Raw genomic sequence first — 25,559 nt, 5'->3', positions numbered from 1 at the left:
CGGCTTTTCACCGGTTAGTCCTGGAAGTCGGACAGCTGGAGTTGACGATCGTCGTCTCCCATTGCCGTCTTTTCCCTTGTTTGCCCGGCTGACGCCGTTGGTTTATGAGAAAACGGACAGGGCGGGTGGGGCATGAGCGATCTGAGCGAGGCGGTAGCCGAAGGCGAGCCGGTGGCGTGCGACGAGGAGGCGGCGGCTGTGAGGCGGGCTGGCTGGCGGATCTGGCTCAAACGGCTTTCCCTCGCCGCAGCGGTGGCGGTTGTCCTGCCATTTGTGCTGACGCCGATCTATCTGTTCGTCCGGCCAGTTTCGACGTTGATGGTCTGGGATCTCCTGACCTTTCAGGGCTACAGCCGTCAATGGATCGATCTCGACGATATTGCGCCCGGCATGAAGCAGGCCGTCGTCATGAGCGAGGACGGTCAGTTCTGCTTCCATGATGGTGTCGACTGGGCACAGCTCCGTTCAGTCCTGAGCCGGGATGGTGGCCCCAACCGTGGCGCCAGCACCATCACCATGCAGACGGTGAAGAACGTCTTCCTGTGGCCGTCGCGCTCCTACATCCGCAAGGGGCTGGAAATTCCGCTGGCTCTCTACGCCGACGTCGTCTGGTCGAAGCGACGGACGCTGGAAATCTATCTCAACATCGCCGAGCTCGGTCCCAACGTCTACGGCGTTGAGGCGGCGGCGCAGTATTATTACAAGAAGTCAGCTTCGAAGCTGAACCGGCATGAGGCGGCGCTGATTGCCGCGGCCTTGCCTAACCCGGCCATCCGCAACCCACTGAAACCAAGCCGGGCCCAGAAGACGCTGTCGCGCATCATCGAGCGCCGCGTCAGCCAGTCCGGCGCCTATATCGAATGTCTTGCCCCTTGATGGGCGGCTTTCTCCATCGGTCGGCTGCCATCGGGATTGCGACGGAGGGGCGCACTTTTTTCCGGGCAGGCACTGGCAAAGTGGGCCGTCAGTCTGTATAAGGCCGCATCTTTAGGAACGAGCGCCCGCGCGCCCGAATGATGGACCATTGCGGTTCCCCCTTCCGAGCGGGCGATGGAGTAGAAGACAATGGCAGTTCCCAAGCGAAAGACCTCGCCGTCCAAGCGGGGCATGCGTCGGTCGCACGATGCGCTGAAGCAGCCGACCTACGTCGAAGACAAGACCTCGGGCGAGCTGCGTCGTCCTCACCACGTCGATCTCAAGACCGGCATGTACCGCGGCCGCCAGATCCTGGCGCCCAAGGAAGCCTGATAAGAGATTTGCTCGGCCGTCTTCGGCGGCCGGCATATAGACCTGAAAAGAGCCGGTGCTTTGCGCCGGCCTTTTTGTTTTTGTCCAGAGTGAAGGCGATCAGTATTCGGCGGTGCCGAAGAAGCCGGGCTCGAGATCGGTCACGCGGCGGTAGCCATCGCGATAGAGCGCGTCGGCCCGGGTGACGATCTGCGAGGGGTCGCGGCGAACGCGCCGCTCGCCGGTGGCCGCGTCGCCGAGATTGAGGGCGGCGAGCTGGGCGATGAAAGGCGCTGAGGCAGGATCGCTCGGCGGCATCGTCGTCGCGCGACGGAAAGTTTCAGTCCGTTGTTCGGCGCGAAGATCGACAAGGGCGAATTGCTGCTCGCCGCTGGCGGATGCGCCTTCGGTCGCCTCGACATAACGACCATCTGCGCGGCGAGGCGTCTTTTCGAGACGCTGGCTGCCGACGCTTTCGCCGATGGAGCCGACCGATCCGATCATTGTCGCAGGCCTTTCAAGGGGCTGTGCCGTTTCGGCACAAAGTGAACCGACGTGCAGACTACTGAGCAACCGGCGCGCCACCCTTCAAGAATGGTTAAGAAAAGGTTAATGCGCAAGACGATGGATTGAAAATAGATCGGTGTCCCAGGCATTTCGCAGCCTGGATGGTGGGGAAGGATCAAAATCCCGGTTCCCGTCGCGGGAGTGTTGCGCTAGGTGTTCCAAAACGACGAGGACGGCGGCTGATGGATGACGATCTCGTTTCTTCCGAAGGGCACGGGCTGGCCGGTGGCGCCGTCGGCGCAGCCATGGCTGCGGCGGGCGTCGCTGCCTACGAGCACGACTATGCCGAAGACCGCCTTCGCTGGTCGCCGAACGCCGGCGAAGTTCTCGATCTTCCAAGCTATGAAGTGCCGCTTTCTGGCCGGGCGCTTCAGCGTCTGATTGGGCCGCAAGCGGCAACGCTGCGGCTTGCCGCAACGCCGCCACCCATGCTGTCTGCCGAGCGCATCGGGCCCGACTACCGGATCGTCTACGATCTGATGCCGCGCGGCGGCAAGCCGCAGGGTGTGCGCATCGAAGAGAGCGGCAGCTGGTTCGGCCCGGATGGCCAGCCGGCGCTTGGCGCGCGTGGCACGGTGCGGGTGCTGCCGCGCCATGTGGAGATGGTCGCCCCGGCCCGCCTTTACGGACCGGATCGTCGTCTCGATCGCGACGAACTGCTTCAAAGCCTCGATGACCGGCTGAAGATGCTCGAGGCAGGGGGCGGCACGGCGGTATTCCTGATCATTGCCGTGCTGGACATCGGACGGATCAACGCCAATTTCGGTTACGAGGCCGGTGATCGAGTGATCGATGCCGCCGGTGAACGCATTCTTCGCCGCATGCGGCAGGGCGACATATTCGGCTCGTTCTCGGGGCACAAGTTCGGCGCCATTCTCAATGACTGCGACGAGCATGCACTGATCATCGCCACCGAACGCTTCCGCGACGCGGTGCGCGGCGAGGCGATCGACTGCGACGGTGCCGCCGTACGCGCCGATATCGCCATCGGAGCCGTCATGCTGCCCCAGCATGCGCTGTCCGGCGCCATGGCGGCCAACCGCGCCGAGGAAGCGCTCGGCGACGCCCGGCGCGACATCGATCGCCGCCTCACCCTTTATGAGCCGTCGGCGGCCCGCGATGCCCTCCGACGCCGCAACGTCGAGATCGCCGAGACCATCCAGCGTGGCCTTGCCGAGGACCGCTTCGTGCTGGCCTATCAGCCGATCGCCCGTGCCGGTGATCGGGCGGTGATCTATTACGAGGCTCTCAGCCGGCTGGCGCTGCCATCGGGAGAGATCGTCTCCGGTGGCCCCTATGTGGAAGCGGCGGAAAAGCTCGGCTTGATCCGGCGGCTCGACATGCGGGCGCTGACGCTGGTGATGGCCGATCTCCAGGCGTCGCCGTCGCTCAAGCTCTCAGTCAACGTGTCGCCGGAAACACTGGCCGATCCGGCCTGGCTCAGCATGCTGGTGGCCGGGGCGCGCCGCGATGGCGATGCGCTGAAGCGACTGACCATCGAGATCACCGAGACGGCGGCACTGTCACGTCTCGACGACCTCCGGCATATGGTCTCCACGGTGCGCGACATCGGCTGCCGCATTGCCATCGACGACTTCGGCTCGGGCCATACTTCGCTCAGGATGCTACGCGACATCAAGCCGGATTGGCTGAAGATCGACGGCGCCTTCATCCGCGATATCGGCCGCGACGCCGATGCCGTGGTGTTCGTCAGGGCGCTCACCACGCTGGCCAGCCATTTCGGCATTCGCACCGTTGCCGAATTCGTCCAGGACGAAGCTTCGGCCGTGCTGCTGGCCGAGCTCGGCATTTCCGCTTTCCAGGGACGGCTGATCGGCGAACCGCGCCTCAGGGCCGGCCCGGGCGCCACGGTGCTCGACGGTCTCGATGACGACGGCTGGCTGCACGGCCCACTCGCCGTGGCTCCAGCTTGATCGAACCTATTTGATTTCGGGCGCCGCCAGCCGGTCGAGCCGCCGCCGCATGGCTTCGAGTTCGTCGCGCAGTGCGTCGATATCGGCCGCTCGGCCTTCTGCCGGGGGTGCCTCTTCCTCTGGAGCTTCGCCGGGCAGGGCGGCGCGCACCGCGCGCTCGAAGGATTCGGCGTTGAGCCGAACCTGCTCGCCGAGCTTTTCGCTGAGGGTGGAGGCGCCCAGAGCCTCGCCGGCGATGCCGCGCATCTTGCCCTGCTCGCGGGCAAACTGGCCGATGGAATATTCGAGGAAGGCGGGCACCATGGCCTGCAATTCATCGCCGTAGAAGCGGATGAGCTGCCGCAGGAAGTTGACCGGCAGGAGATGCGGCCCGCGCGTTTCTTCCTCAAGAATGATCTGCGTCAGCACCTCATGGGTAATGTCCTGATCGCTGCGGGCGTCGATCACCACAAAGTCGGTGTTGGCGCGCACCATGGCGGCGAGATCCTGCAGGGTCACGTAGCTGGAGGTGCCAGTGTCGTAGAGCCGCCGGTTGGCGTATTTCCGAATAACCGTGCTCTGCCTCGTCTTGGACATCGGAGCCTCTTGCTACGTCGTCGTTCTTCAACGCTGTCTATCCAACATAGGGGTAATGGTGCGCCGCAGCCAAGTCTTTTGCCCTGCAGTCATTCCTTTCTGCGGCGCGGAATAAGGCTTCTCCCATCGGATAGTCGGAGAAGGATGCCAAAGTCCGAAAGGGCTGGTATTGTATAAACTTGTACCGGTTCGGAGGGGAATCCGGTGCTTGCCTTGGAGGCATGAGGGTCGGGGGGAATGATTCGCGTCGTCACCGCCTTGTCGGGGCTGGTGTTGATCGTCCTGGCGTTACGCCTGGCGATGGCGCCGCTATTTCCGCTCGATAAGTTCGTGGCGCCATCCATCGCTGCCTTCGAAGCGGAGACCGGTACGGCCGTCAAATACGGGGCTGCCGATCTGACGCTGTTGCCGACGCCCTCCGTGGTGGCCAGCGACGTTGCGATCGACCTTCCGGATGGTCTCGGCAATGTGCATGCCGCCCGACTTTTCCTTGCTCTCAACCCGCTGCCTTTCCTGTCCGGTTCGGCCGAACTCGCCAGCGTGACGGTCGAGCGGCCGACCCTCAGCCTCGCCGTTAAGGGTGGCGATCTCGACCCGGCGAAAGTTATCGGCGCGCTGACCGAGCTGGCAAGCCGAGCAACCGATCGGCATTTCCTGGCCACCGATGGGCGACTGGTCATTTCCGCCGGTGGTGCGGAAGCCAGCCTCGACGGGGTTGCGGTGTCGGCGACCCGTACCGACAGCGGCGACCGGCTGATTTTCAAAACGATGCTGCACGACACGCCGCTGTCGTTGACGATAGAGGCGGGAACGACTGGCGCCATGCGGGCGCAACTGACCATTCCGGCGCTGAGTGCCGGTCTCGATGGCGGCGTTGCAGGGGGCGCTTTTGCTGGGCGCCTCGATTTGTCGGTGCCGGATACCGCCGCTCTCGGCGGCCCCTTTGCGGTTGCGCCCGGGGCAGTCGAGCTTAACGGCGCCATTACGCTGTCGTCCGGCCGGGCTGAAATGGTCAATGCGTCGGCAACCGTTTTGGGCAGCAGCGGCCGACTGTCCGCGGCGCTCGATCTCGGTGCACCGCGCGCTTCCGCCGATCTCCATGCCGATTTCGCACGATTGCCGGCCCAATCGCTGGCGACGCTCGCCGCGCTTGCCGCTCGCCTTGGCTTCGATCCCGTTGGCGGCCATGCACCCTTTGACGCCGGAATCGATCTGAAGCTCGCCGAGCTTACGCTTCCCGGCGGCCAGATCCACGGCGTTCGTCTGACGGCCGTCGACCGCGAGGGGCGCTTCGGCGCGCTGTTCGATGCGATGGCGGGCAAAGGCACCTTGTCGAGCCGGCTCGACCTTGTCCCCGACGGGGACGGCCGACGCCTTGGTGCTTCCTTTGCCGTAAAGGACATCGAAGTTGGGGAGGTCTTATCCCTGGCAGGTCTTGCCGCATCACCGCTGAGCGGCCGTCTTGCCGCTGATCTCCGCCTGTCGGCGCACGGCCGATCGACCGATGAGCTGGCGGCAACGATCGCCGTCGATGGCGCCGGCCAGCTTCGTGACGGACGCTTGGGCAGCCTTCCGCTTGCCAGCGGGATCGTGTTGCCGGCCCTGACCGGGATTTCGGCCGATCTTTCTGTGGTCGGTCTCGACAAGCCGGCGCAGCTCACCGGCCAGGCAACCGCTCCATCGGGCGTCATTGCCCTGGAAGCGGCGGTGCCGCCGCGCCGGTTGATCGAAGGGGGCGCGGCACCGGTCGAGGCTCGGCTTAACGGGCCGATCCTGTCCGCCGGCTTCGATGGCGACATCGATCCCATGGCATTCTCGGCGAACGGCAGCCTGACGCTGGCCAGTCGCCAATTGCCGATGTTGGCTGGCGTTGCCGGCCTGCCGGCGGAAGCCTCGCTGGATGGCCAGCTGGAAGCCGGCGCCGGACGCATGACGCTGTCCGACGCGCGGTTGATACTCGGCGATGGCGCCTTTGCCGGCCTGCTCGACCTGTCGACGGCCGGCGATCGCAGCCGGCTGACCGGCCGGCTCAGTGGCGATACCGTCGATATCGCCGCCTTGGCCGGTGCGTTTGGCGAGGCGCTGTCTGGAACAAGCCGGCCGCTGTGGACAGCGACCGATGCCGACCTGCGCATCGAGGCGACGCGGATCGCTGCCGGTCCGGTAGCGGCAGCTGGCGGCCCCGTCGATCTTCACCTTGGCGACAAAGGCGCCGAGATCGGACTTCCTCATCTGTCGCTCGGTGGCGGCAGCGGTTCCGCGGCACTGACCGTCAAGGCGGGGGATCGGCCGGCCTACGTGCTCAAGGGCAAGCTCGAGGGGGCACGCCTTGCCAGCCTCGCGCCGTTGATTGGTAGCGTTGCCGACGGTGAGATCAATCTTGCGGCCGATGTCAGTGCCGAGGGAAAGAAGCGCGATGATCTCTTCAAGTCGGCAACCGGGAGCGCCGATTTCTCCATCGTCCATGGGACTCTCGACGGCCTTGACCCGGTGGCGCTGATCGGCAGGCTTGCCCACTCGGTGCAGACCGGTTTCGGGTCGGATCGGGGACGCTTCGGTTTTGATAAACTGTCCGGCCATGTGAAGTTGGTGAGGGGCTTGGTGACAGGCGACAATCTCGCCTTCGCGGCCGGCAATCTCCAGCTCACTGGGGCGGGTACACTCGGCCTTGCGGGCGGTGCGCTCGACCTGCGCCTCAAGCCAACGATGAAGGATTATCCGGATTTCGAAGCGCCGGTGGCGGTCGTCGGCCCGCTGGCCGCGCCGCGTCTTTATCCCGATCTTCCCGGCCTCATCGGTGATCCCACCGCCGGCTATGCGCACCTCGCCGCCATGACCGGCGGCTTCGCCCGCTTGATCGGTGGCGATGCCGCGCCGAAGCTCGAAGCCGTCGGGCCGGACGCGATGACCTCGATGATCGACAAGCTTGCCGAACCGCCAAAACCGGTGGAAGAATCCGTAGCGCCCGAAGCCTCCGTAGCGCCCGCAGCTCTTGTTACCGCCGTTGCGCCAGCCGCGATCGTTCCGCCTCTGCCGCCGGTTCGTCCGGCCAGCCTTGCCTCCCTACCGCAGCGAGGAGAGGGGACTGCTCGCTCGCCTGGCCTCGCAGGCGGTCCGCTCGATCTTGGGGCACTCGGACGAACGCCCGCCAGCGTAGCGCCGACGAGTGCGCGAACCGGCTCCTGTCGACCGGGGCGGGACGGACGTTGCATTCCCTGACGGGAGTGGTTCAGCCTTTTGCCGACCCTATCGGCAGGAGCTTCGGAACCCAACGGGTGAGCAGGCCGGCATTGGTCACCACCGATACCGAACTCATGGCCATGGCGGCGCCGGCCAGGGCCGGCGTCAGCAGGCCGAAGGCGGCGAGCGGAATGCCGATGATATTGTAGATAAACGCCCAGAACAGGTTCTGGCGGATTTTCCGGGAGGTGGCGGCGGCAATGTCGAAGGCGGCGGCGACAAGGCGCGGATCGGGGCGCATCAGCGTGATGCCGGCCGTTTCCATGGCCACATCGGCGCCTGACCCCATGGCAATACCAACATCGGCGGCGGCCAGCGCCGGGGCGTCGTTGACGCCATCGCCGACCATGGCGAGGCGATTGCCGGCGGCGCGCAGGCTCTCCACCTCGCTGGCTTTGCCCTCCGGCAGCACCCCGGCTCGCCAGTCGTCAAGACCGGCGGCGCCGGCAATGGCGCGGGCGGCGGGCGGCCGGTCGCCAGTGAGCAGCAGCGTCCGGATGCCGCGCTGGCGCAGCTCGGTCACGCCGGCTGGCGCTTCCGGCCGCAGGGCGTCGGCATAGCCGAACAGGCCGATGGCCCGCCCGTTCTCGGCGACATAGGCGAGCGTCATTTCCGGCCGGAGGCGGCCGAGGCCGGCGCGGTCGATATCGGCATGGTCGATGCCATGGTCATCCATCAGGGTGGCGGTGCCGATTAGAACATCGGCGCCGGCGACACGGGCGGTGAGCCCCTTGCCGGGCACGGCCTTTACCTCCTCAGCGGCGAGGGGAGCGGCACCGTCTGCAGCGGCGCGGGCCAGCGTGGCGCGGGCGAGCGGATGCTCCGAGCCCGTCTGGGCGCCGGCTGACAGCGCCAGCAGCCGGGCCGGTTCGACACCGTCGGCGACGACGAGTTCCTGGAGCTCGGGGTGCCCAACGGTGAGGGTCCCGGTCTTGTCGAACACCACGGTGTCGATGTGGGCGGCGCGCTCCAATACCTCGATGTCCTTGATGAGGATACCGGCGCGGGCGGCGGCACCGGTGCCGGCGACCAGAGCGGTCGGTGTGGCGAGGCCGAGGGCGCAGGGACAGGCGATCACCAGAACCGCGACGGCGGCGGCCAACGCCTGTTCGAGATCGCCGCCAAAGATCAGCCAGAGCGCAAAGGCAACGGTCGCCACGCCGACCACTGTCGGCACGAAGACGGCGGCGATGCGGTCGACGAGCCGTTGTACCGGCGCCTTGCCGGATTGGGCGTTCTCGACCAGGCGGGTGATACGGCCGAGCGTCGAGTCCTCGCCGACGGCGCCGACTTCGACGGTGACCGCTCCCTCGCCATTGACGGCGCCGGTGACCACCGGGTCGCTCGACGCCCGCCGCACCGGCAGGCTCTCGCCGGTAATCACCGCCTCGTCGAAATGGCTTTCGCCGGTCAGGATGCGGCCATCGACCGGCACGCGCTCGCCGGGGCGGATCAGAACGCGATCGCCGGGCAGGATGGTGGTGATCGGCACGACGGTCTGGCTGCCGTCGTCGGCGAGCTTGGTCGCCGTCTCAGGACGCAGCGCCATCAGCGAACGCACTGCTCGAGTGGTGGAGGCCTTGGCGCGCTCTTCCAGGAACTTGCCGAGGAGGACCAGCGTCAGCACGACGGCGGAAGCTTCGAAATAGAGATGATCCTCCACCATATGGTGGACGCTTGCCATCATATAGACCGAGAAGCCCCAGGCGGCCGTGGTGCCGAGCGATACCAGCACGTCCATGTTGGCGCCACCACCCCGCAGGGCATTCCAGGCACCGCGATAGAAACGACGTCCGGCCAGGATCTGCACGGCCGTCGCCAGGATGAGCTGGGCATAGGCCGGCAGAATGTGGCCGAGGCCGGCCATCATGGCCACCATGGCGACAACAAAGGGCAGCGTCAGCAGAGCGCAGACCGCCAGCAGCCAGGCGGTACGGCGGCGGGCTGCGGCGGCTTCCGCTTCGCGCGCTTCCCGCTCGGCATGGGCGACAACGGGATCATCAGATCTCAACGTTGCCGAGAAGCCGGCCCGGTCGACTGCCGAGGCAACCGTCTCGGGCGTTACCTCCGGGGCGACCGCGACGTCGGCGCGCTCAAGGGCGAGATTGACGCGAGCATCGAGGATGCCCGGCGTCTTCTTCAGCACACGCTCAAGGCGGGCCGAACAGGCGGCGCAGGTCATGCCACGGATATCGAAGGAGCGGACGGAGCTTTCGGCGGGGTCGGTCATGTCTTACCTCTGCCAACTTATAGCAGATGCCTGTGGCCGGCCGCGCGCCTCCCATTCACTTTGTCGTTGCTCAGCCAACCCAGTGCCGGCCGTCGAGGCGCAGGCCGAAGGTGCCGGGGCGGCGGGCAAAATCGACGAGGCCGGCGAGCGCCGGGCGGTCGTGGACGATGATCGCCGTTGGCAAGGTGGCCATCAGTCCCTGGTGCGGATACTTGTCTTCGAAGGCGGCGCGGAAGCTGCCCTGCTGCAGCACCTTGACGATGCGCGGCGCGATGCCGCCGGCCAGATAGACGCCGCCATGGGCGAGGAAGGTCAGGGCGAGATTGCCGGCGATGCGGCCGAGATGCTCGGCGAACAGCGCGACGGTTTCGACGGCCAGCGGATCGCCCGTTTCGGCGGCGCCGGTGACGGCGGCCGGCGTCTCGCAGGCCGGGAAGGCCTTGCTGGCGGCGGCAACCGCCCGATAGAGGCGCAGAAGGCCGGAGCCGCAGATGATGGTCTCGCCGGTGACACGGCCGCCGGCGCGCTCGATATGCGGCCAGATGTCATAGTCGCGGGCCGTTACCGGTGCGAGGTCGATATGGCCGCCTTCGCCGGGTACCGGCACCCACAGGCCCGCAGCATCGACCAGGCCGGCGGCGCCGAGGCCGGTACCGGGGCCGATCACCACCTTGGTGCCGCGTTCGGGCGGCAGGGTACCGCCGACGGTGACCAGATCCTTCGGCTTGAGGCCGGGTAAACAAAGACCGAGCGCTTCGAAGTCGTTGAACAGAATGACGTGATCGAGCCGGAAGCGTTCGATGAGGCGCTTCGGGGTAACGACCCATGGGCAATTGGTGAGCTGGGTGCTTTCCTCGCCGATCGGTCCGGCCAGGGCGAAGACCAGCGATTTCGGCACGGGCGCGCCGGAGCCGATCACCGCGCCCTGGATGGCGTCCTCAATGGTCGGAAACAGCCGCGTTTCGACGGTGTCGAAATGGCGGATGTCGGCATCGGCATCGGTCAGGAGGGCGAAGCGGGCGTTGGTGCCGCCGATGTCGGCGAACAGGACCGGAAAGGTGACGACGCTGGGGGCGCTCTGGGACATCGTGATCTTCGCTCAGTCAGAGAAAACAGGGATGGGGAGGGCGAAACCGTCGGCGCGGATCAACAGCTCCGCCGTTGCGCGGTTGAGGGCCATCGGGATGTCGTAGACGACCGACAGGCGGGTGAGAGCCTTGACGTCGACGTCGTGCGGCATGGGGGACAGCGGATCGATGAAAAAGATGAGGCCGCCGAGCCTGCCTTCGGCGATCATCGCGCCGATCTGCTGATCACCGCCGAGCGGGCCGCTCTTCAGGCGGGTGATCGTGAGAGAAGGGCAGGCCTCCTGAATCCGGCCGCCGGTGGTGCCGGTCGCGAACAGGCGGAAGCTCGACAGCCAGCGTTCGTGGACGCGGGCGAAAGCGACCATCTCGTCCTTCTTGGCGTCGTGGGCGACGAGCGCAATGGCCGGGGCGATGGCGGATGCGGTAGGCGCAGTCATCGTGTCCTTCGGATGCAGCAGGAACTCGCTGGGCACGCTCTTAGCGCCTTTCCCCCTGAAACGGTATTGGTTTTGCTCCTCGCCCTCTGGAAATTTCAGTGTCACAGGCCTTACTACCCCGGCTATTCTATGGGCAAATACGTAAGTTTCAGGCAGCGTTGGATCGACAATGTCGGCATCGGGCACTCGAATGGAACGCCGGAGCCGCACGATTCCGCGGTTGTTGACGCCGAATCTGGCAGCGTCTGCCTTCGCCGAAAGCGTTGTGCATCAATATTGTCCATTTGGTCAAAAACAGAAGAAAGACGATGCAAACGCGTAGAAAGCATGCTTAGGTATGCGCCACTCGGGGGAGGGGCAAAATGGGGTTTCCTCCGCCGACCAGCCCGAACGGGGGCTCCTTCCAAAAGGGGTGAGGAACACGATGATCAACAAACTGATCGGCGCTACCTTTGTCGCAGCCATGCTCACCAGCACGGCCATGGCGGCGGACATCAAGCCGGCGCTCGTCTACGGTACCGGCGGCAAGTTCGACAAGTCCTTCAACGAAGCAGCCTACGGCGGCGCGGAGAAGTTCAAGGCCGAGACCGGCATCGAATACCGCGATTTCGAGCCGACCGGCGACACCCAGGGTGAGCAGGCGATCCGCAACTTCGCCTCCAAGGGCTTCAACCCGGTGGTGGCCGTCTCCTTCGCCTGGACCTCCGCTATCGAGAAGGTGGCAACCGAATTCCCCGACACCAAGTTCGTCATCGTCGACGCCGTTGTCGACAAGCCGAACGTCCGCTCGGTAGTCTATAAGGAAGAAGAAGGCTCCTACCTCGTCGGCACCGTCGCCGGCCTGTTCTCGAAGACCGGCAAGGTCGGCTTCGTCGGCGGCATGGATATTCCGCTGATCCGTAAGTTCGAGTGCGGCTACGATCAGGGCGCCCGTGCGGCCAAGGCCGGCAACGAGGTGCTGCAGAACTTCATCGGCACCACCGGCGCCGCCTGGAGCGATCCGGTGCGCGGCGGCGAGCTTGCCAAGGGCCAGATCGATCAGGGCGCGGACGTCATCTACGCGGCGGCCGGTGCTTCGGGCATTGGCGTGCTTCAGACGGCTGCCGACCAGGGCAAGTTCTCGATCGGCGTCGACAGCAACCAGAACTACCTGCATCCGGGCTCGGTGCTGACCTCGATGGTCAAGCGCGTTGATCTCGCCGTCTACGGCGCTTTCTCCGACACCAAGGCCGACAAGTTCACGGCTGGCGTCCAGGCGCTGGGTATCAAGGAAGACGGCGTTGCCTGGGCTTATGACGACAACAACAAGCCGCTGATCACGCCTGAGATCCTGGCGGCCGTTGAGAAGGCCAAGGCCGATATCGTCTCCGGCGCTGTCAAGGTGCACGATTACATGTCGGACAACTCCTGCCCGAAGTGATTTCACCATCGTGAGGGCGCAAGGCATGGCCGGTTTTCGGGCGTGCCTTGCGCCTTTTTCGTATCCGGAGCCGTCAAGCCGTGAGCTCATCCCCGACCGCAGCGCCCGCCATCGAACTGATCGGCATCGACAAGAAGTTTGGCGCCGTCCACGCCAACAAGAACATCAACCTCACCGTTGCCAAGGGTTCGATCCACGGCATCATTGGTGAAAATGGCGCCGGCAAGTCGACGCTGATGTCGATCCTCTACGGCTTCTACCAGGCTGATGGTGGGTCGATCCGCATCAATGGCAAGGACACCGTCATCCATGACAGCCAGGCGGCGATTTCCGCCGGCATCGGCATGGTTCACCAGCACTTCATGCTGGTCGAGAATTTTTCCGTCTTGGAAAACGTGATCCTCGGCGTCGAGCGCGGAGCGCTGCTCGGCCGGGGCGTTTCCGACGCACGGTCGGCGCTGAAGCGTCTTGAGGCGGATTACGGGCTGGAAGTCGATCCCGATGCCATCATCGAGGAACTGCCGGTCGGTCTGCAGCAGCGTGTCGAGATCCTGAAGGCTCTCTATCGCGGTGCCGAGATCCTGATCCTCGACGAGCCCACCGGTGTGCTGACGCCGGCGGAAGCCGATCATTTGTTCCGCATCCTCGGCGTGCTGCGCGACCAGGGCAAGACCATCATCCTGATCACTCACAAGCTGCGCGAGATCATGGCGATTACCGATACGGTGTCGGTGATGCGGCGCGGCGAAATGGTGGCGACCCGCAAGACCTCGGAAACCACGGTGGAAGAACTCGCCGAGCTGATGGTCGGCCGTCGCGTGTTGTTGCGGGTCGAGAAGGGACCGGCCGCGCCCAGCGACGTGGTGCTGTCGGTCAGGAACCTCACCGTCAAGGACAGCCGTGGGGTCACCATGGTCGACAACGTGTCCTTCGACGTTCGTGCCGGTGAAGTGGTGGGTATCGCCGGTGTCGCCGGCAACGGCCAATCGGAGCTTCTGGAAGCGATCACCGGCATCCGCAAGCCGGTCTCCGGCGAGATCCTCATGCACGGCAAGCCGGTGACCGGTTTCGATGCTGCCCGCCTCCGGGCGCTCGGTATCGGCCACATCCCCGAAGACCGGCACCACATGGGTCTCGTGCTGGGCTTCGAGGAGAATGAGAATTCCGTCCTCGGTTATCATCGTGACGATCGTTACGGCAAAGGCCCCTTCCTCAATCTCGACGCCTGCCGCGACGACGCCAAGGCCAAGATCGAGAAATACGACATCCGGCCACCCAACTGCCGGCTGAAGACCGCCAATTTCTCCGGTGGCAACCAGCAGAAAATCGTCGTTGCCCGCGAGATCGAGCGCGATCCGTCGCTTCTGGTGGTGGGGCAGCCGACGCGCGGTGTCGACATCGGCGCCATCGAGTTCATCCATCGCCGGCTGATTGCCATGCGCGACGCCGGCAAGGCGGTGCTGCTGGTGTCGGTGGAACTCGACGAGATCCGCTCGCTGTCCGACCGCATCCTCGTCATGTTTGCCGGCCATGTGGTCGGCGAAAAAACGCCGGATACCGGTGAACAGACCCTCGGCCTGATGATGGCCGGCATTGCCGCGTGAGGCCGAGATGAGCACCGCGTCCGTACCGCTTCCCAACTGGATCACTTACGGCCTGATGCCGTTCCTCAACCTCGTGGTTGCCTTCCTGATCTCCGGGCTTGTCGTCTGGTTCATCGGCGAGAGCCCGCTCGAAGCCGTGAAGCTCCTCTTGCAAGGGGCGCTCGGCAATGGCGAGGGTATCGGCTTCACGCTCTATTACGCCACCAACTTCATCTTCACCGGTCTGTCGGTGGCCGTCGCGTATCATGCCGGCCTGTTCAACATCGGCTCGGAAGGTCAGGCCTATGTCGGTGGCCTCGGCGCGGCGCTCGCCTCGCTCGCCCTCGACCATTACGTGCCCTGGTATGTGACGATGCCCTTCGCGGTGATCGGCGCCGCGATCTTCGGCGCCGCCTGGGCGCTGATCCCGGCCTGGCTGCAAGCCAAGCGCGGCAGCCACATCGTCATCACCACCATCATGTTCAACTTCATCGGCGCGGCGATGATGGTCTATCTGCTCGTCCACGTGCTGATCGTGCCGGGCAAGATGGCGCCGGAAACCCGCGTCTTCCTGGAGGGTGGGCAGCTTCCGAAGCTCGATTGGCTGATCGCCATGTTCGGCGGCAAGATTGGTGCTGCGCCGTTCAACGTGTCGTTCCTCATCGCGCTGGTCATGTGCGCCGCCGTCTGGGTGCTGATCTGGCGGACCAAGTTCGGCTACGAGATCCGCACGCTCGGCGCCAGCCCGACCGCTGCCGTCTACGCCGGCATTCCCTATGTGAAGACGGTGATCATCACCATGCTGATCTCCGGGGGGCTCGCCGGCATGATGGCGCTCAACCCGGTGCTGGGCGCTTCGGCCCGCCTGCAGGTGGAATTCGTCGGCGGCGCCGGCTTCGTCGGTATCGCCGTGTCGCTGATGGGGCGCAGCCACCCGATCGGTATCGTGCTCGCCGCCATCCTCTTCGGCGTGCTCTATCAGGGCGGTGACGCCCTATCCTTCGACATGCCGAAGATCACCCGCGACATGATCGTCGTCATCCAGGGTCTGGTGGTTCTGTTCGCCGGCGCCCTCGAATACCTGTTCCGCCCGGCCATCGTCCGGCTGTGGCAGCGGTTCGGCAAGGCCTGAGGGGGAGAGTCATGGAAAATCTCGACATCATCTCGATCCTCGGCTCGACCATCCGCCTGTCGATCCCGCTGATCTTCACCGCACTCGCCGGCCTGTTTACCGAGCGGGCCGGTGTGTTCGACATCGGCCTCGAAGGCAAGATGCTGTTCTCGGCCTTTGCCGCGGCGGTCGCCGCCTTCATGACCGGCTCGCCCTGGATCGGTCTTCTGGCCGGTATCGCCGTGTCGGTTCTGATCTCGCTGATCCATGGCTTTGCTTCGATCACCAATCGCGGCAACCAGATCGTGTCGGGCGTTGCCATCAACTTCCTGGCGTCCGGCCTGACCGCCGTGCTGGGGCAGGCCTGGTTCAGCCAAGGCGGCCGCACACCGCCGCTGTCGCCCTCGGCGCGCTTCACCGAAATTGTCTTTCCCTATGCCAACCAACTGCGAGACACCGGCTTTATCGGCCGCTTCTATGCCAATGTGATTTCAGGCCACAACATCCTGACCTACATTGCCTTCCTCGCCGTACCGGCCTCCTGGTGGATACTCTATCGCACCCGCTTCGGCCTGCGCCTGCGCGCGGTCGGCGAGAATCCCGGTGCCGTCGACACAGCCGGCATTTCGGTCACCTGGCTGCGCTACCGGGCGACCATCTGTGCCGGCATTCTCTGTGGTTGCTCGGGCACCTATCTCGCCATCGCCCAGTCGGCGGGCTTCGTGAAGGATATGTCGGCCGGCAAGGGCTTCATCGCTCTCGCCGCGCTGATCTTCGCCAAGTGGCGTCCAGTGCCGGTGATGCTGGCCTGTCTGCTGTTCGGCTTCCTCGACGCCTTCGCCAACTTCATGCAGGGCAAGAATGTCCCGGGCATCGGCGAGGTGCCGGTGCAGATCTTCCAAGCGCTGCCGTATGTGCTGACCTGCGTGCTGCTCGCCGGCTTCATCGGTGTGGCTCGGCCGCCGAAAGCTGGCGGCGTACCCTACGTCAAGGAGCGCTGAGATGGCCGATTTCGACAAGCTGTTCGCGGCGGCGAGTGCCGCTCGTGCAAGGGCGCATGCGCCCTATTCCAACTATGCCGTCGGCGCGGCGCTGCTCGCCGACGACGGCAACATCTATTCCGGCTGCAACGTCGAGAATGCCGCTTTCCCCGAGGGCTGGTGCGCCGAGACGACGGCGATCGGCCAGATGGTGATGGGCGGCGCCAAGCGCATCGTCCGCGCCGTGGTGGTGGCGAGCCGCATCGACGGCGAGCGCGTGCCGGGCGGCCGTTTCTGCACGCCTTGCGGCGGTTGCCGCCAGCGCTTGTCGGAGTTCGCAGCGTCGCCGGCGACCGAGATTTGGGCCGCCGATCCCGACGGTGCCAGCCAGCATTTCACGATGGCCGAGCTGTTGCCGGCCGGATTCGTTCTGGAGGAGTGAACGAACATGTCCGAGATGTCCAACGCTGCCCGCGCGGCGGCGATGATTGCTGCCAAGACGGATCTGAAGCCGATCGTCGGCATGGTGCTCGGCTCCGGGCTCGGTTCGTTCGCCGATAGTGTCGAGGGCGCCGTCCGCTTCTCCTTTGCCGACCTGCCGGGCTTTCCGGTGTCCACCGTCTCCAGCCACAAGGGCGAACTGGTCATTGGCCGCATCGCCGGTCAGCCCGTCGCGGTGCTATCCGGCCGCGCTCATTACTATGAGCATGGCGAGGCGGCGATCATGAAGACGCCGATCGAGGTACTGAAGCTGATCGGCTGCAAGGCGGTGATCCTGACCAACGCGGCTGGCGGGCTGCATCTCGAGGTCGGCCCGGGCGAGTTAATGCTGCTCACCGACCACATCAACTTCACCGGCTCCAATCCGCTGGTCGGCGAACTCGGCGATGAGCGCTTCGTCGGCATGTCGCAGGCCTACGATCTGCGTCTGCAGTCTCTGTTCCGTGAAGCGGCTGCCGCCGAGGGCATCAAGCTGCATTCGGGCGTCTATGTCTGGTTCACCGGGCCGTCCTTCGAGACGCCGGCCGAGATCCGCGCTGCCAAGATCCTGGGTGGCGACGCTGTCGGCATGTCGACGGTGCCGGAAGTGATCCTCGCCCGCTACATGGGGCTCGAGGTAGCCGCCGTCTCCACCGTCACCAATCCGGCCGCCGGGCTCACCGATCAGGAGCTCAGCCATGAAGAGGTGAAGGAAGCCGCGCCCAAGGGAGCCGAGAAGCTCCGGCGCATCCTGCCGCGCGTTATCGCTGCCTATGGAGCATCCGCATGAGCTTCCTGCCGCAGGAGATCATCCGCAAGAAGCGTGACGGCGCCGTGCTCAGCTGCGAAGAGATCACCTTCATGGTCGAGGGCCTGACCGCTGGCTCGGTCACCGAGGGACAGGTGGCGGCTTTCGCCATGGCCACTTTCTTCCGTGGCATGACCATCGACGAGCGCGTGGCGCTGACGCTGGCGATGCGCGACTCGGGCACCGTTCTCGACTGGTCCGACCTGCCGGGACCGGCCCTCGACAAGCATTCGACCGGCGGCATCGGCGACACCGTGTCGTTGATGCTGGCGCCGGCCGTCGCTGCCTGTGGCGGCTACGTGCCGATGATCTCGGGCCGTGGCCTTGGACATACCGGTGGCACGCTCGATAAGCTCGACACGGTGCCGGGCTACAAGACGCAGCCGGATAACGAACTGTTCCGCAAGGTGGTGCGCGAAGTGGGCTGTGCCGTCATCGGCCAGACCGCCGATCTGGCTCCGGCGGACAAGCGCGTTTATTCCATCCGCGACGTGACCGGTACGGTGGAGAGCATCGACCTCATCACCGCCTCGATCCTCTCTAAGAAGCTCGCTGCCGGCCTCCACGGTCTCGTCCTCGACGTCAAGACCGGCACGGGTGCCTTCATGGCAACCCTTGAGGACTCGCGCGCTCTGGCCGAAAGCCTTGTCCATGTAGCGAATGGCGCCGGCTTGCCCACCATCGGCCTGATCACCGACATGAACGAGCCGCTCGGAACAGCGGCCGGCAACGCGCTGGAAGTGCAGCTCGCTGTCGATTTCTTGACTGGCAAGCGCATCGACCCGCGCATGTGGGACGTGACGGTGGCGCTGTCGGCGGAAATGCTGGTGATCGGCGGCCTTCGTCCCGATGCCGCCGAGGCACGTGTCGCGGTCGAGGAGGCTTTCACCTCCGGCCGGGCAGCGGAAGTGTTCGGCAGTATGGTCAGCGCGCTCGGTGGTCCGATCGATTTCGTGACCAAGGCCGACAGCTATCTTGCCAAGGCGCCGGTGGTGAAGCCGGTTTATGCACCTCAGGCCGGCACCATCGCCGCCATTGATGCACGGGCGATCGGTGTTGCCGTCGTCGGGCTCGGCGGTGGCCGTACCCGGCCACAGGATCCCATCGATCCGTCGGTTGGCTTCTCGGCGCTGGCCGGTCTTGGCGAGGACGTCGGCTCGGATCATCCGCTCGGCTTCGTGCATGCGGCAAATGAATCGGCTGCCGACGCCGCTGCGGCCGCGCTGATTGCTGCCTACCGGTTCGGCGATCGGCCGGAACGCGGCCCGTCGGTGATCGAGCGGGTCGGCGGTTGAGGTCTTTCCTGGGGTGGTCGCGGACGGCGCTGCCCCAGGGAACAAGAATAAGATTGAGGCGCGGCTCAGGCGCCGAGGAGGATCCATGAAACGAGCCATCATCATCGTGCTCGACAGCTTCGGCATCGGCGGCGCGCCGGATGCTGCTCGCTTCGGCGACGAGGGCTCCGACACGCTCGGCCACATCGCTGCCGAGTGTGCGGCCGGACGAGGTGATCGGGACGGTTTGCGGTCGGGACCGCTTGCGCTTCCCAATCTCGAGCGCCTCGGCCTTGGGCTGGCCGCCGAACTTGCTACGGGCCGGAAGCCGGCCGGTTTTACCCGCATGACGGCCGAGGGGCGCTATGCCGCTCCCGCCGAAGTGTCGAGCGGCAAGGATACGCCGTCCGGCCATTGGGAGATCGCCGGCGTGCCGGTGCCTTTCGAGTGGGGCTATTTCCCGCCGGAGCCGCCGAGCTTCCCGCCTGAACTGATCGAAGCCTATGCGCGCGAGACCCACGTGCCCGGCATCCTCGGCAATTGTCATGCCTCCGGTACCGAGGTCATTGCCCGCTTCGGTGAGGAACACATCCGCACCGGCAAGCCGATCGTCTATACCTCGGCCGATTCCGTCATGCAGATCGCTGCGCACGAGACGCATTTCGGCCTCGCCAAGCTGCTGGCCGATTGCGAGATCGCCCGCAAGCTGGTCGATTCCTACAAGGTCGGCCGGGTGATTGCCCGCCCCTTCGTCGGCGAGACCAAAGATACCTTCAAGCGCACCGCCAACCGGCGCGACTATGCCGTGCCGCCGCCCGAGCCGACGCTGCTCACCCGCGTCGAAGCGGTGGGCAGCAAGGTCTACGGCATCGGCAAGATCGGCGACATTTTCGCCCACCAGAACATCACCATCACTCGCAAGGGCAAGTCCAACGACGGCAACCTTGATCTCGGCATTGCCGCGCTCGGCGAAGCCGGCGCCGGTGATCTCGTGTTCGTCAACCTCGTCGATTTCGATACCGAATATGGTCATCGGCGCGATGTTGCCGGTTACGCCGCCTGTCTGGAGGCCTTCGATCGGCGGCTGCCGGAGGTGGAGGCGGCGATGGCCGAGGGCGATATGCTGCTGATCACCGCCGATCACGGCTGCGATCCCACCTGGCGTGGCAGCGATCACACACGGGAACGCGTGCCGGCGCTGTTTGCCGGTCCGCATGTTCCATCCGGTCCCGCCGGACGACCCGACACCTTTGCCGACATGGCCGAGACCGTTGCCGCCTGGCTCGGCCTTGCACCGGGCCTGCACGGCCGCTCACTGCTCTGAAAGACAGCCCCATGACCGAACCGACCGCCGTGCCTTCGGTGCCGAAGGCCGAACTGCACGTTCATCTGGAGGCCGGCGCCGCGCCGGACCTCGTTCGTCGCAACGCCGCCCGTTATGGTGTCGATGTGTCACGTCTTTTCGACGAGGAGGGACGCTATCTCTGGACGGACTTCTCGGCCTTCCTCGTTGCCTATGACCTTGCCGCGTCGGTATTCCGCACGCCTGAGGATTTCGCGGAGATTGCCGAGGTCTATCAGCGGCAGGCTGCCGCTGCCGGCTCGATCTATACCGAGTTCTTCGTGTCGCCGGATTTCGGCGAACGTTCCGGTCTCGGCTACCGCGCCTATCTCGACGGCATCGCCGAAGGATTGCGACGTGCCGAGGCGGCCACGGGCATCATTGGTCGCATCATCCCGCTTGTCGAGCGGCACTATGGTCCCGAGCGGGGTGTCGAGGCCGCGCGGGCTGCGGTCAATAATCTCGTTCCGGAAGTTGTCGGCTTCGGTATGGCTGGCGAGGAGCGCCTGCATGCGCCGCATGAATTCTCCGCTGCCTTCGAGATCGCTGCCGAGGCCGGCCTGCCGCTCACCTGCCATGCCGGGGAATGGTGCTCTTGGGAAGGCGTTGCGGCGACTCTTGATGCGCTTCCGGTGAAACGTATTGGCCATGGCGTGCGTGCCATCGAGAATGCTGATCTCGTCCGTCGCATCGCTGAGGAGGGCATCCACCTTGAAATCTGCCCGGTGTCCAATGTCACCCTCGGGGTCTATCAGGATTATGCCGACCATCCACTCTTGGCGCTCCGGGCAGCCGGCGTTCGCCACTCACTCAATACGGACGATCCGCCGTTCTTCTGGACGTCGGTCGGGCACGAATATCGCGTGGCGCGTGACACCTTTGGCCTGAGCGATGCCGAGTTGGTCGAGGTGACGCGGACGGCGATTGAGGACGCCTTCTGCGACGAGGTCACCAAAGCGAAGCTTTTCGCCCTGTTGTGAGCGGAAATCTGGTGGAGATCGGGGAAAATGCCGGTTTCGGAGGCGGCTTTGAGTCTCTATGGTCGCCGAAACTCAAAGCCCGCGAGGAACCCATGAGCGTCAAGGTCATCGATCATCCGCTGGTGCAGCACAAGCTGACCATCATGCGCAAGCAGGAAACCTCCACAGCGAGCTTCCGGCGGCTGTTGCGTGAGATCTCGACGCTGCTCTGCTACGAGGTGACGCGTGATCTGGCGCTGACCGAGGTGGAGATCGAAACGCCGCTGCAGACCATGACGGCGCCGACTCTCGAGGGCAAGAAGCTGGTGTTCGCCTCGGTGCTGCGCGCCGGCAACGGTCTCCTCGAAGGCATGCTCGATCTGGTGCCTGCGGCCCGCGTGTCGCACATCGGTATCTACCGCGACCATGAGACGCTGCAGCCGGTCGAATATTACTTTAAGGCGCCGGCCGATCTCTCCGACCGTCTCACAATCGTGGTCGATCCGATGCTGGCGACCGGCAATTCATCGATTGCTGCCGTCGACAAGCTCAAGGAGCGTGGCGCTCGCGATATCCGCTTCGTCTGCCTGCTCGCGGCGCCTGAAGGCATCAAGCATTTCACCGAGGCGCACCCGGACGTGCCGGTGTTCACGGCGGCGATCGACAGCCACCTCAACGAGAAGGGCTATATCGTGCCCGGTCTCGGTGACGCCGGCGACCGCATGTACGGCACCAAGTAGGCGCCTCTATCCAATTCGGAATGCTAAAGCCTCGGCCGCTCGACGGCCGGGGCTTTTTCTTACGAGTGATGACACTCAATGCATTGTGGTGAGCTTGATGATGGCCGGCGCCATGATGACGGCGAACAGCACCGGCAGGAAAAACAGAATCATCGGCACGGTCAGCTTGGGCGGCAGCGCCGCCGCCTTCTTCTCTGCCTCGTTCATGCGCATGTCGCGGTTTTCCTGGCTGAGAACGCGCAACGTCTGGCCGAGCGGCGTGCCGTAACGTTCGGATTGAATGAGTGCCAGACACACCGCCTTGACGCCGTCGAGGCCGGTGCGGTTGGCCAGATTTTCATAAGCCTGGCGGCGGTCGGACAGGAAGGACAGCTCGGCTGTGGTCAAGCTCAGCTCTTCGGCGAGTGCCAGTGATTGGCTGCCGATCTCCTCGGAGACCCTGCGGAAGGCAAGCTCGATCGACATGCCGCTTTCAACGCAAATGAGCAGCAGATCGAGGGAATCGGGGAAGGCGCGCTTGATCGATTGCTGGCGCTTTTGCAGTGCGTTGGAAACGATGATGATCGGCAGGTAGAAGCCGGCATAGGCGGTCACCAAGCAGATGCCAAGCTTGAACGGGAGGGGGCGCTCGATCTTGAGCACGATGAAGACATAGAAGATGGCGATGGCCAGAAAGGCGAAGGGCAGCACGAAACGCGCGAACAGAAAGGTTGTGGTGGCCGCTTCGCTGCGGAAGCCGGCCTGCTTCAGTTTTTCCTCGCCCTTGTCGTCGAGCAACGCCTTTCTGAGCGACAGTCTGTCGACGAGGCGGCGCATGTAGGCCTTGGATTCTTTGCCGCGCAGCGAGCCGCGCCCCTCCTCGGCAAGCCGGGCGCGTTCGCGTTGACGTATCTTCTCGCGCTCGTCGGCGACGGCGCGCATGCGCGCCGGCAAGCGATCGCTCGACAGAAGCGGCATGGCCAGACTGAGAACCGTAGCGAAGATGGCAAGCGATACCAAGATGGCCATCAGGGTCACCGGATCGCGTAGGGTATCGATGATCGCGCCCATTGTGGCCCTCAGAAGTCGAAGGAAATCATGCGCTTCATCACGAAGATGCCGGTCAGCATCCAGAGAAGCGAAATGCCGAGAACGATCTGGCCGATCGGTGTAACGAACAGCACCATGATGTAGCTGGGGCTGGTCATGTAGACGAGGCCGGTGACGATGATCGGCAGCGAACCGATGATGGACGCCGACGACTTGGCTTCCATGCTCATGGCCTGGATCTTGGCCCGCATTTTCTTGCGCTCTCGCAGCACTTTGGCGAGGTTGCCGAGCGCTTCGGAGAGGTTGCCGCCGGCTTTCGACTGGATGGAGAGCACGATGCCGAAGAAGTTGGTCTCCGGCAGCGGCACACGCTCGTACATGCGAGCGACAGCCTCGTCGATCGGCACGCCGAGCTGCATCGTCTCGATGACGGCTCGGAACTCGCTCTTGACCGGCTCCTTGGCTTCGCTGGCAATCATCCTGAGACAGTCGTTGAGCGGCAGGCCGGCCTTGACGCCGCGAACGATGACCTCGACCGCGTTGGCGAGCTCCTCGATGAAGGCAGCGTGGCGGCGCTTGCGGACGAAGTTGACAAAGAAGCGCGGCAGACCGAAGGCGCCGACGAAACCCGCTCCAAATATGAGATAAATCGGCAGGCTCATGGCAAAACAAACGGCCGCGAGGATAAGTCCTGTGAGAGCGCTATAGATGTAGAAGCGGGCGATCGGTACGGTGAGGCCGGCTTGTTGAAGGCGAAGTTGCATGGGCGGGTTGGTGGATTTCGACGCCTTGTGCTTCTGCTTGACCTCCAGATCCTTCAACGTCTCCTTGACGTTGCGGCGCCGGGCTGTCGGCGTCGCCGCTTTGGTCGCCTGCTCGACATCGACTGAAGGCGCGACCACCAGGGTTCGCCGACGCTCGACCGAAGCTTGCCGCTCGATGCGCCCGTAGAAAAAGCCGTAGAGCAGGGCAGCGATCGAGAAGCCGACGAGGCCCATCATCGCGAGGACGCGGATGTCAATCTGCATGCTCCTCTCCTATCGCTCGCGATTGTTAGGTGTAAGCGCCGGTTGGCGCCGGTGCTTCAGATGCGTCGAGGGCGGCGGCGAGGCGCCGTTCTTCACCATAGTAACGGGCGCGATCCCAGAACTTCGGACGGCCGATGCCGGTCGACCTGTGACGACCGATCAGCTTGCCATCGCTCTCTTCGCCGACGATGTCGTAGACGAAGAGATCCTGGGTGATCACCACATCGCCTTCCAGGCCGACCACCTCGGTAATGTGGGTGATGCGGCGCGAACCATCTCTAAGGCGTGCCGCCTGGATGATCACATCGATCGACGTGACGATCATCTCGCGCACCGTCTTGGCCGGCAGCGTGTAGCCGCCCATGGAAATCATCGACTCGATGCGGGAAATCGCCTCGCGAGGCGTGTTGGCATGCAACGTACCCATCGAGCCGTCGTGGCCGGTGTTCATCGCTTGAAGAAGATCAAAGGCTTCAGGACCACGCACTTCGCCGACGATGATCCGTTCCGGCCGCATACGCAGGCAGTTCTTCACGAGATCGCGCATGGTCACCTGGCCCTCGCCTTCGAGGTTGGGCGGGCGCGTTTCCAGACGGACGACGTGCGGCTGCTGGAGCTGAAGTTCGGCGGCGTCTTCGCAGGTGATGATGCGCTCCGTCGGCTCGATGTAGGCGGTAAGGCAGTTGAGCAACGTCGTCTTGCCCGAACCGGTACCGCCTGAAATCAGCACGTTGCAACGGCAGCGGCCGATGATCTCGAGGATGGCGGCGCCTTCGGGTGTGATCGAGCCGAACTTGACCAGTTGCGGCAGAGTCAGCTTGTCTTTCTTGAACTTACGAATGGTCAGCGTCGGCCCGTCGATGGCGAGCGGCGGCGCGATGACGTTGACGCGGCTACCGTCCGGCAGGCGGGCGTCGCAGATCGGCGAGGCTTCATCGACACGACGACCGATCTGGCTGACGATGCGCTGGCAGATGTTCATCAGCTGCACGTTGTCGCGGAACCGCACCCCGGTCTTGATCATCTTGCCGCCCACTTCGATGAAAGTGGCGTCGGCACCGTTGACCATGATGTCGGCGATGTCATCCCGGGCCAGCAGCGGTTCGAGCGGGCCATAGCCCAGCACGTCGTTGCAGATGTCGTCGAGCAGTTCTTCCTGCTCGGATATCGACATCACCACGGCCTTCAGCGAGATGATGTCGCTGACGATGTCGCGAATCTCTTCGCGCGCCGTCTCGATATCGAGCTTGGCGAGCTGGCTGAGGTCGATCGTTTCGATCAGCGCCGAGAAGATTGATGACTTGGTGTCGTAATAGCTATCGGACTTGCGCCGCTCCTGCATTTCTGGTGCGGGCGCAGGACGGGCAGTGGGGCCAGGCGCCGGCGTTGCCACCGGCGCGGCAATGGGTGCCGTTTCGACCGTCCGCGCTGCGGTCGCGGTCGCCGGTTTCTCCACTGCCGAACCCGATGAGCCACGCTTGCCAAAAGACATTGAACGTCTCCTTG

Annotated in this window: 22 protein-coding genes; 14 read left to right on the top strand and 8 right to left on the bottom strand. The window is 64.7% G+C overall.

Translation table 11 applies throughout. The features are described 5' to 3' along the window. Positions 1-132 precede the first annotated feature (132 nt). Together G522_RS0108725 and rpmF are read left to right on the top strand one after the other, a co-directional pair. Positions 133-876 (top strand): biosynthetic peptidoglycan transglycosylase, encoded by a 744-nt coding sequence (locus G522_RS0108725; RefSeq protein WP_026790709.1) that lies wholly within the window; start codon positions 133-135, stop codon positions 874-876. A 189-nt stretch (positions 877-1,065) separates the two neighbouring features. Next, the gene (gene rpmF, locus G522_RS0108720) at positions 1,066-1,248 is read left to right on the top strand and encodes a 50S ribosomal protein L32 (protein ID WP_026790708.1); all 183 of its coding nucleotides are present in this window, start codon (positions 1,066-1,068) and stop codon (positions 1,246-1,248) included. 99 nt (positions 1,249-1,347) lie between these two features. On the opposite strand, the gene G522_RS0108715 is transcribed toward rpmF, so the two are convergent. Beyond that, on the bottom strand, positions 1,348-1,731 hold the full coding sequence (locus G522_RS0108715) for a hypothetical protein (protein ID WP_026790707.1): 384 nt from the start codon (positions 1,729-1,731) through the stop codon (positions 1,348-1,350). 245 nt (positions 1,732-1,976) lie between these two features. Here G522_RS0108715 and G522_RS0108710 point away from each other — a divergent pair, with 245 nt between their 5' ends. After that, positions 1,977-3,728, top strand: a complete 1,752-nt coding sequence (locus G522_RS0108710) for an EAL domain-containing protein (protein WP_026790706.1) — start codon at positions 1,977-1,979, stop codon at positions 3,726-3,728. Positions 3,729-3,734: 6 nt separating this feature from the next. Here G522_RS0108710 and phaR read toward each other — a convergent pair whose 3' ends face one another. Next, positions 3,735-4,304: a polyhydroxyalkanoate synthesis repressor PhaR gene (phaR, locus tag G522_RS0108705; RefSeq protein ID WP_026790705.1), complete on the bottom strand. Its 570-nt coding sequence runs from the start codon at positions 4,302-4,304 to the stop codon at positions 3,735-3,737. Between the two features lie 237 nt (positions 4,305-4,541). On the opposite strand from phaR, the gene G522_RS0108700 reads away from it, so the two are divergent. After that, entirely contained in the window at positions 4,542-7,523 is a 2,982-nt protein-coding gene (locus G522_RS0108700) for an AsmA family protein (protein WP_026790704.1), read from the top strand. Between the two features lie 10 nt (positions 7,524-7,533). Here the strand turns inward: G522_RS0108700 and G522_RS0108695 are convergent, their stop codons facing one another. The 3 genes from G522_RS0108695 to G522_RS26175 form a co-directional block, all read right to left on the bottom strand. After that, entirely contained in the window at positions 7,534-9,774 is a 2,241-nt protein-coding gene (locus G522_RS0108695; RefSeq protein WP_026790703.1) for a heavy metal translocating P-type ATPase, read from the bottom strand. Positions 9,775-9,844: 70 nt separating this feature from the next. After that, positions 9,845-10,861 carry a glucokinase gene (gene glk, locus G522_RS0108690; protein WP_026790702.1) on the bottom strand — a complete coding sequence of 339 codons (1,017 nt, stop codon included), beginning with the start codon at positions 10,859-10,861 and terminating at the stop codon, positions 9,845-9,847. 12 nt (positions 10,862-10,873) lie between these two features. Then, positions 10,874-11,299, bottom strand: a complete 426-nt coding sequence (locus G522_RS26175) for a methylglyoxal synthase (RefSeq protein WP_051228487.1) — start codon at positions 11,297-11,299, stop codon at positions 10,874-10,876. Positions 11,300-11,723: 424 nt separating this feature from the next. Here G522_RS26175 and G522_RS0108680 point away from each other — a divergent pair, with 424 nt between their 5' ends. The 10 genes from G522_RS0108680 (at position 11,724) to upp (ending at position 21,996) form a co-directional block, all read left to right on the top strand. Beyond that, a complete protein-coding gene (locus G522_RS0108680) occupies positions 11,724-12,719 on the top strand; it encodes a BMP family lipoprotein (RefSeq protein ID WP_026790701.1) in 996 nt (331 codons plus the stop codon). An 80-nt stretch (positions 12,720-12,799) separates the two neighbouring features. Continuing rightward, a complete protein-coding gene (locus tag G522_RS0108675) occupies positions 12,800-14,323 on the top strand; it encodes an ABC transporter ATP-binding protein (protein ID WP_026790700.1) in 1,524 nt (507 codons plus the stop codon). Positions 14,324-14,330: 7 nt separating this feature from the next. After that, entirely contained in the window at positions 14,331-15,434 is a 1,104-nt protein-coding gene (locus G522_RS0108670; protein WP_026790699.1) for an ABC transporter permease, read from the top strand. Between the two features lie 11 nt (positions 15,435-15,445). Beyond that, a complete protein-coding gene (locus G522_RS0108665) occupies positions 15,446-16,414 on the top strand; it encodes an ABC transporter permease (RefSeq protein WP_026790698.1) in 969 nt (322 codons plus the stop codon). A 1-nt stretch (position 16,415) separates the two neighbouring features. Beyond that, on the top strand, positions 16,416-16,835 hold the full coding sequence (gene cdd, locus G522_RS0108660; protein ID WP_026790697.1) for a cytidine deaminase: 420 nt from the start codon (positions 16,416-16,418) through the stop codon (positions 16,833-16,835). 6 nt (positions 16,836-16,841) lie between these two features. Then, the gene (locus tag G522_RS0108655; RefSeq protein WP_084633067.1) at positions 16,842-17,663 is read left to right on the top strand and encodes a purine-nucleoside phosphorylase; all 822 of its coding nucleotides are present in this window, start codon (positions 16,842-16,844) and stop codon (positions 17,661-17,663) included. Beyond that, positions 17,660-18,976: a thymidine phosphorylase gene (gene deoA, locus G522_RS0108650; protein ID WP_026790695.1), complete on the top strand. Its 1,317-nt coding sequence runs from the start codon at positions 17,660-17,662 to the stop codon at positions 18,974-18,976. Before G522_RS0108655 ends, deoA begins: the two co-directional genes overlap by 4 nt. Before the next feature lie 85 nt (positions 18,977-19,061). Next, positions 19,062-20,279, top strand: coding sequence for a phosphopentomutase (locus tag G522_RS0108645; RefSeq protein ID WP_026790694.1), 1,218 nt, complete (start codon positions 19,062-19,064; stop codon positions 20,277-20,279). Between the two features lie 11 nt (positions 20,280-20,290). Next, positions 20,291-21,277 (top strand): adenosine deaminase, encoded by a 987-nt coding sequence (gene add / locus G522_RS0108640; RefSeq protein WP_036838606.1) that lies wholly within the window; start codon positions 20,291-20,293, stop codon positions 21,275-21,277. 92 nt (positions 21,278-21,369) lie between these two features. After that, complete coding sequence (gene upp / locus G522_RS0108635; RefSeq protein WP_026790692.1) at positions 21,370-21,996, top strand: uracil phosphoribosyltransferase; 627 nt, start codon at positions 21,370-21,372, stop codon at positions 21,994-21,996. Positions 21,997-22,071: 75 nt separating this feature from the next. Here the strand turns inward: upp and G522_RS0108630 are convergent, their stop codons facing one another. Genes G522_RS0108630 through G522_RS0108620 form a run of 3 tightly spaced genes read right to left on the bottom strand, consistent with a single transcriptional unit; the run spans position 22,072 to position 25,545 of the window. Next, positions 22,072-23,046 (bottom strand): type II secretion system F family protein, encoded by a 975-nt coding sequence (locus G522_RS0108630; protein ID WP_026790691.1) that lies wholly within the window; start codon positions 23,044-23,046, stop codon positions 22,072-22,074. An 8-nt stretch (positions 23,047-23,054) separates the two neighbouring features. Continuing rightward, positions 23,055-24,053, bottom strand: a complete 999-nt coding sequence (locus G522_RS0108625; protein WP_026790690.1) for a type II secretion system F family protein — start codon at positions 24,051-24,053, stop codon at positions 23,055-23,057. A gap of 25 nt (positions 24,054-24,078) precedes the next feature. Then, entirely contained in the window at positions 24,079-25,545 is a 1,467-nt protein-coding gene (locus G522_RS0108620; RefSeq protein WP_026790689.1) for a TadA family conjugal transfer-associated ATPase, read from the bottom strand. Between the last annotated feature and the right edge of the window lie 14 nt (positions 25,546-25,559).

The sequence above is a fragment of the Pleomorphomonas oryzae DSM 16300 genome, from assembly GCF_000422965.1.
Classification (GTDB): domain Bacteria; phylum Pseudomonadota; class Alphaproteobacteria; order Rhizobiales; family Pleomorphomonadaceae; genus Pleomorphomonas; species Pleomorphomonas oryzae.
Note: the sequence above shows the minus strand (reverse complement) of the source record. Positions and strands in the feature narration are given on the sequence as shown.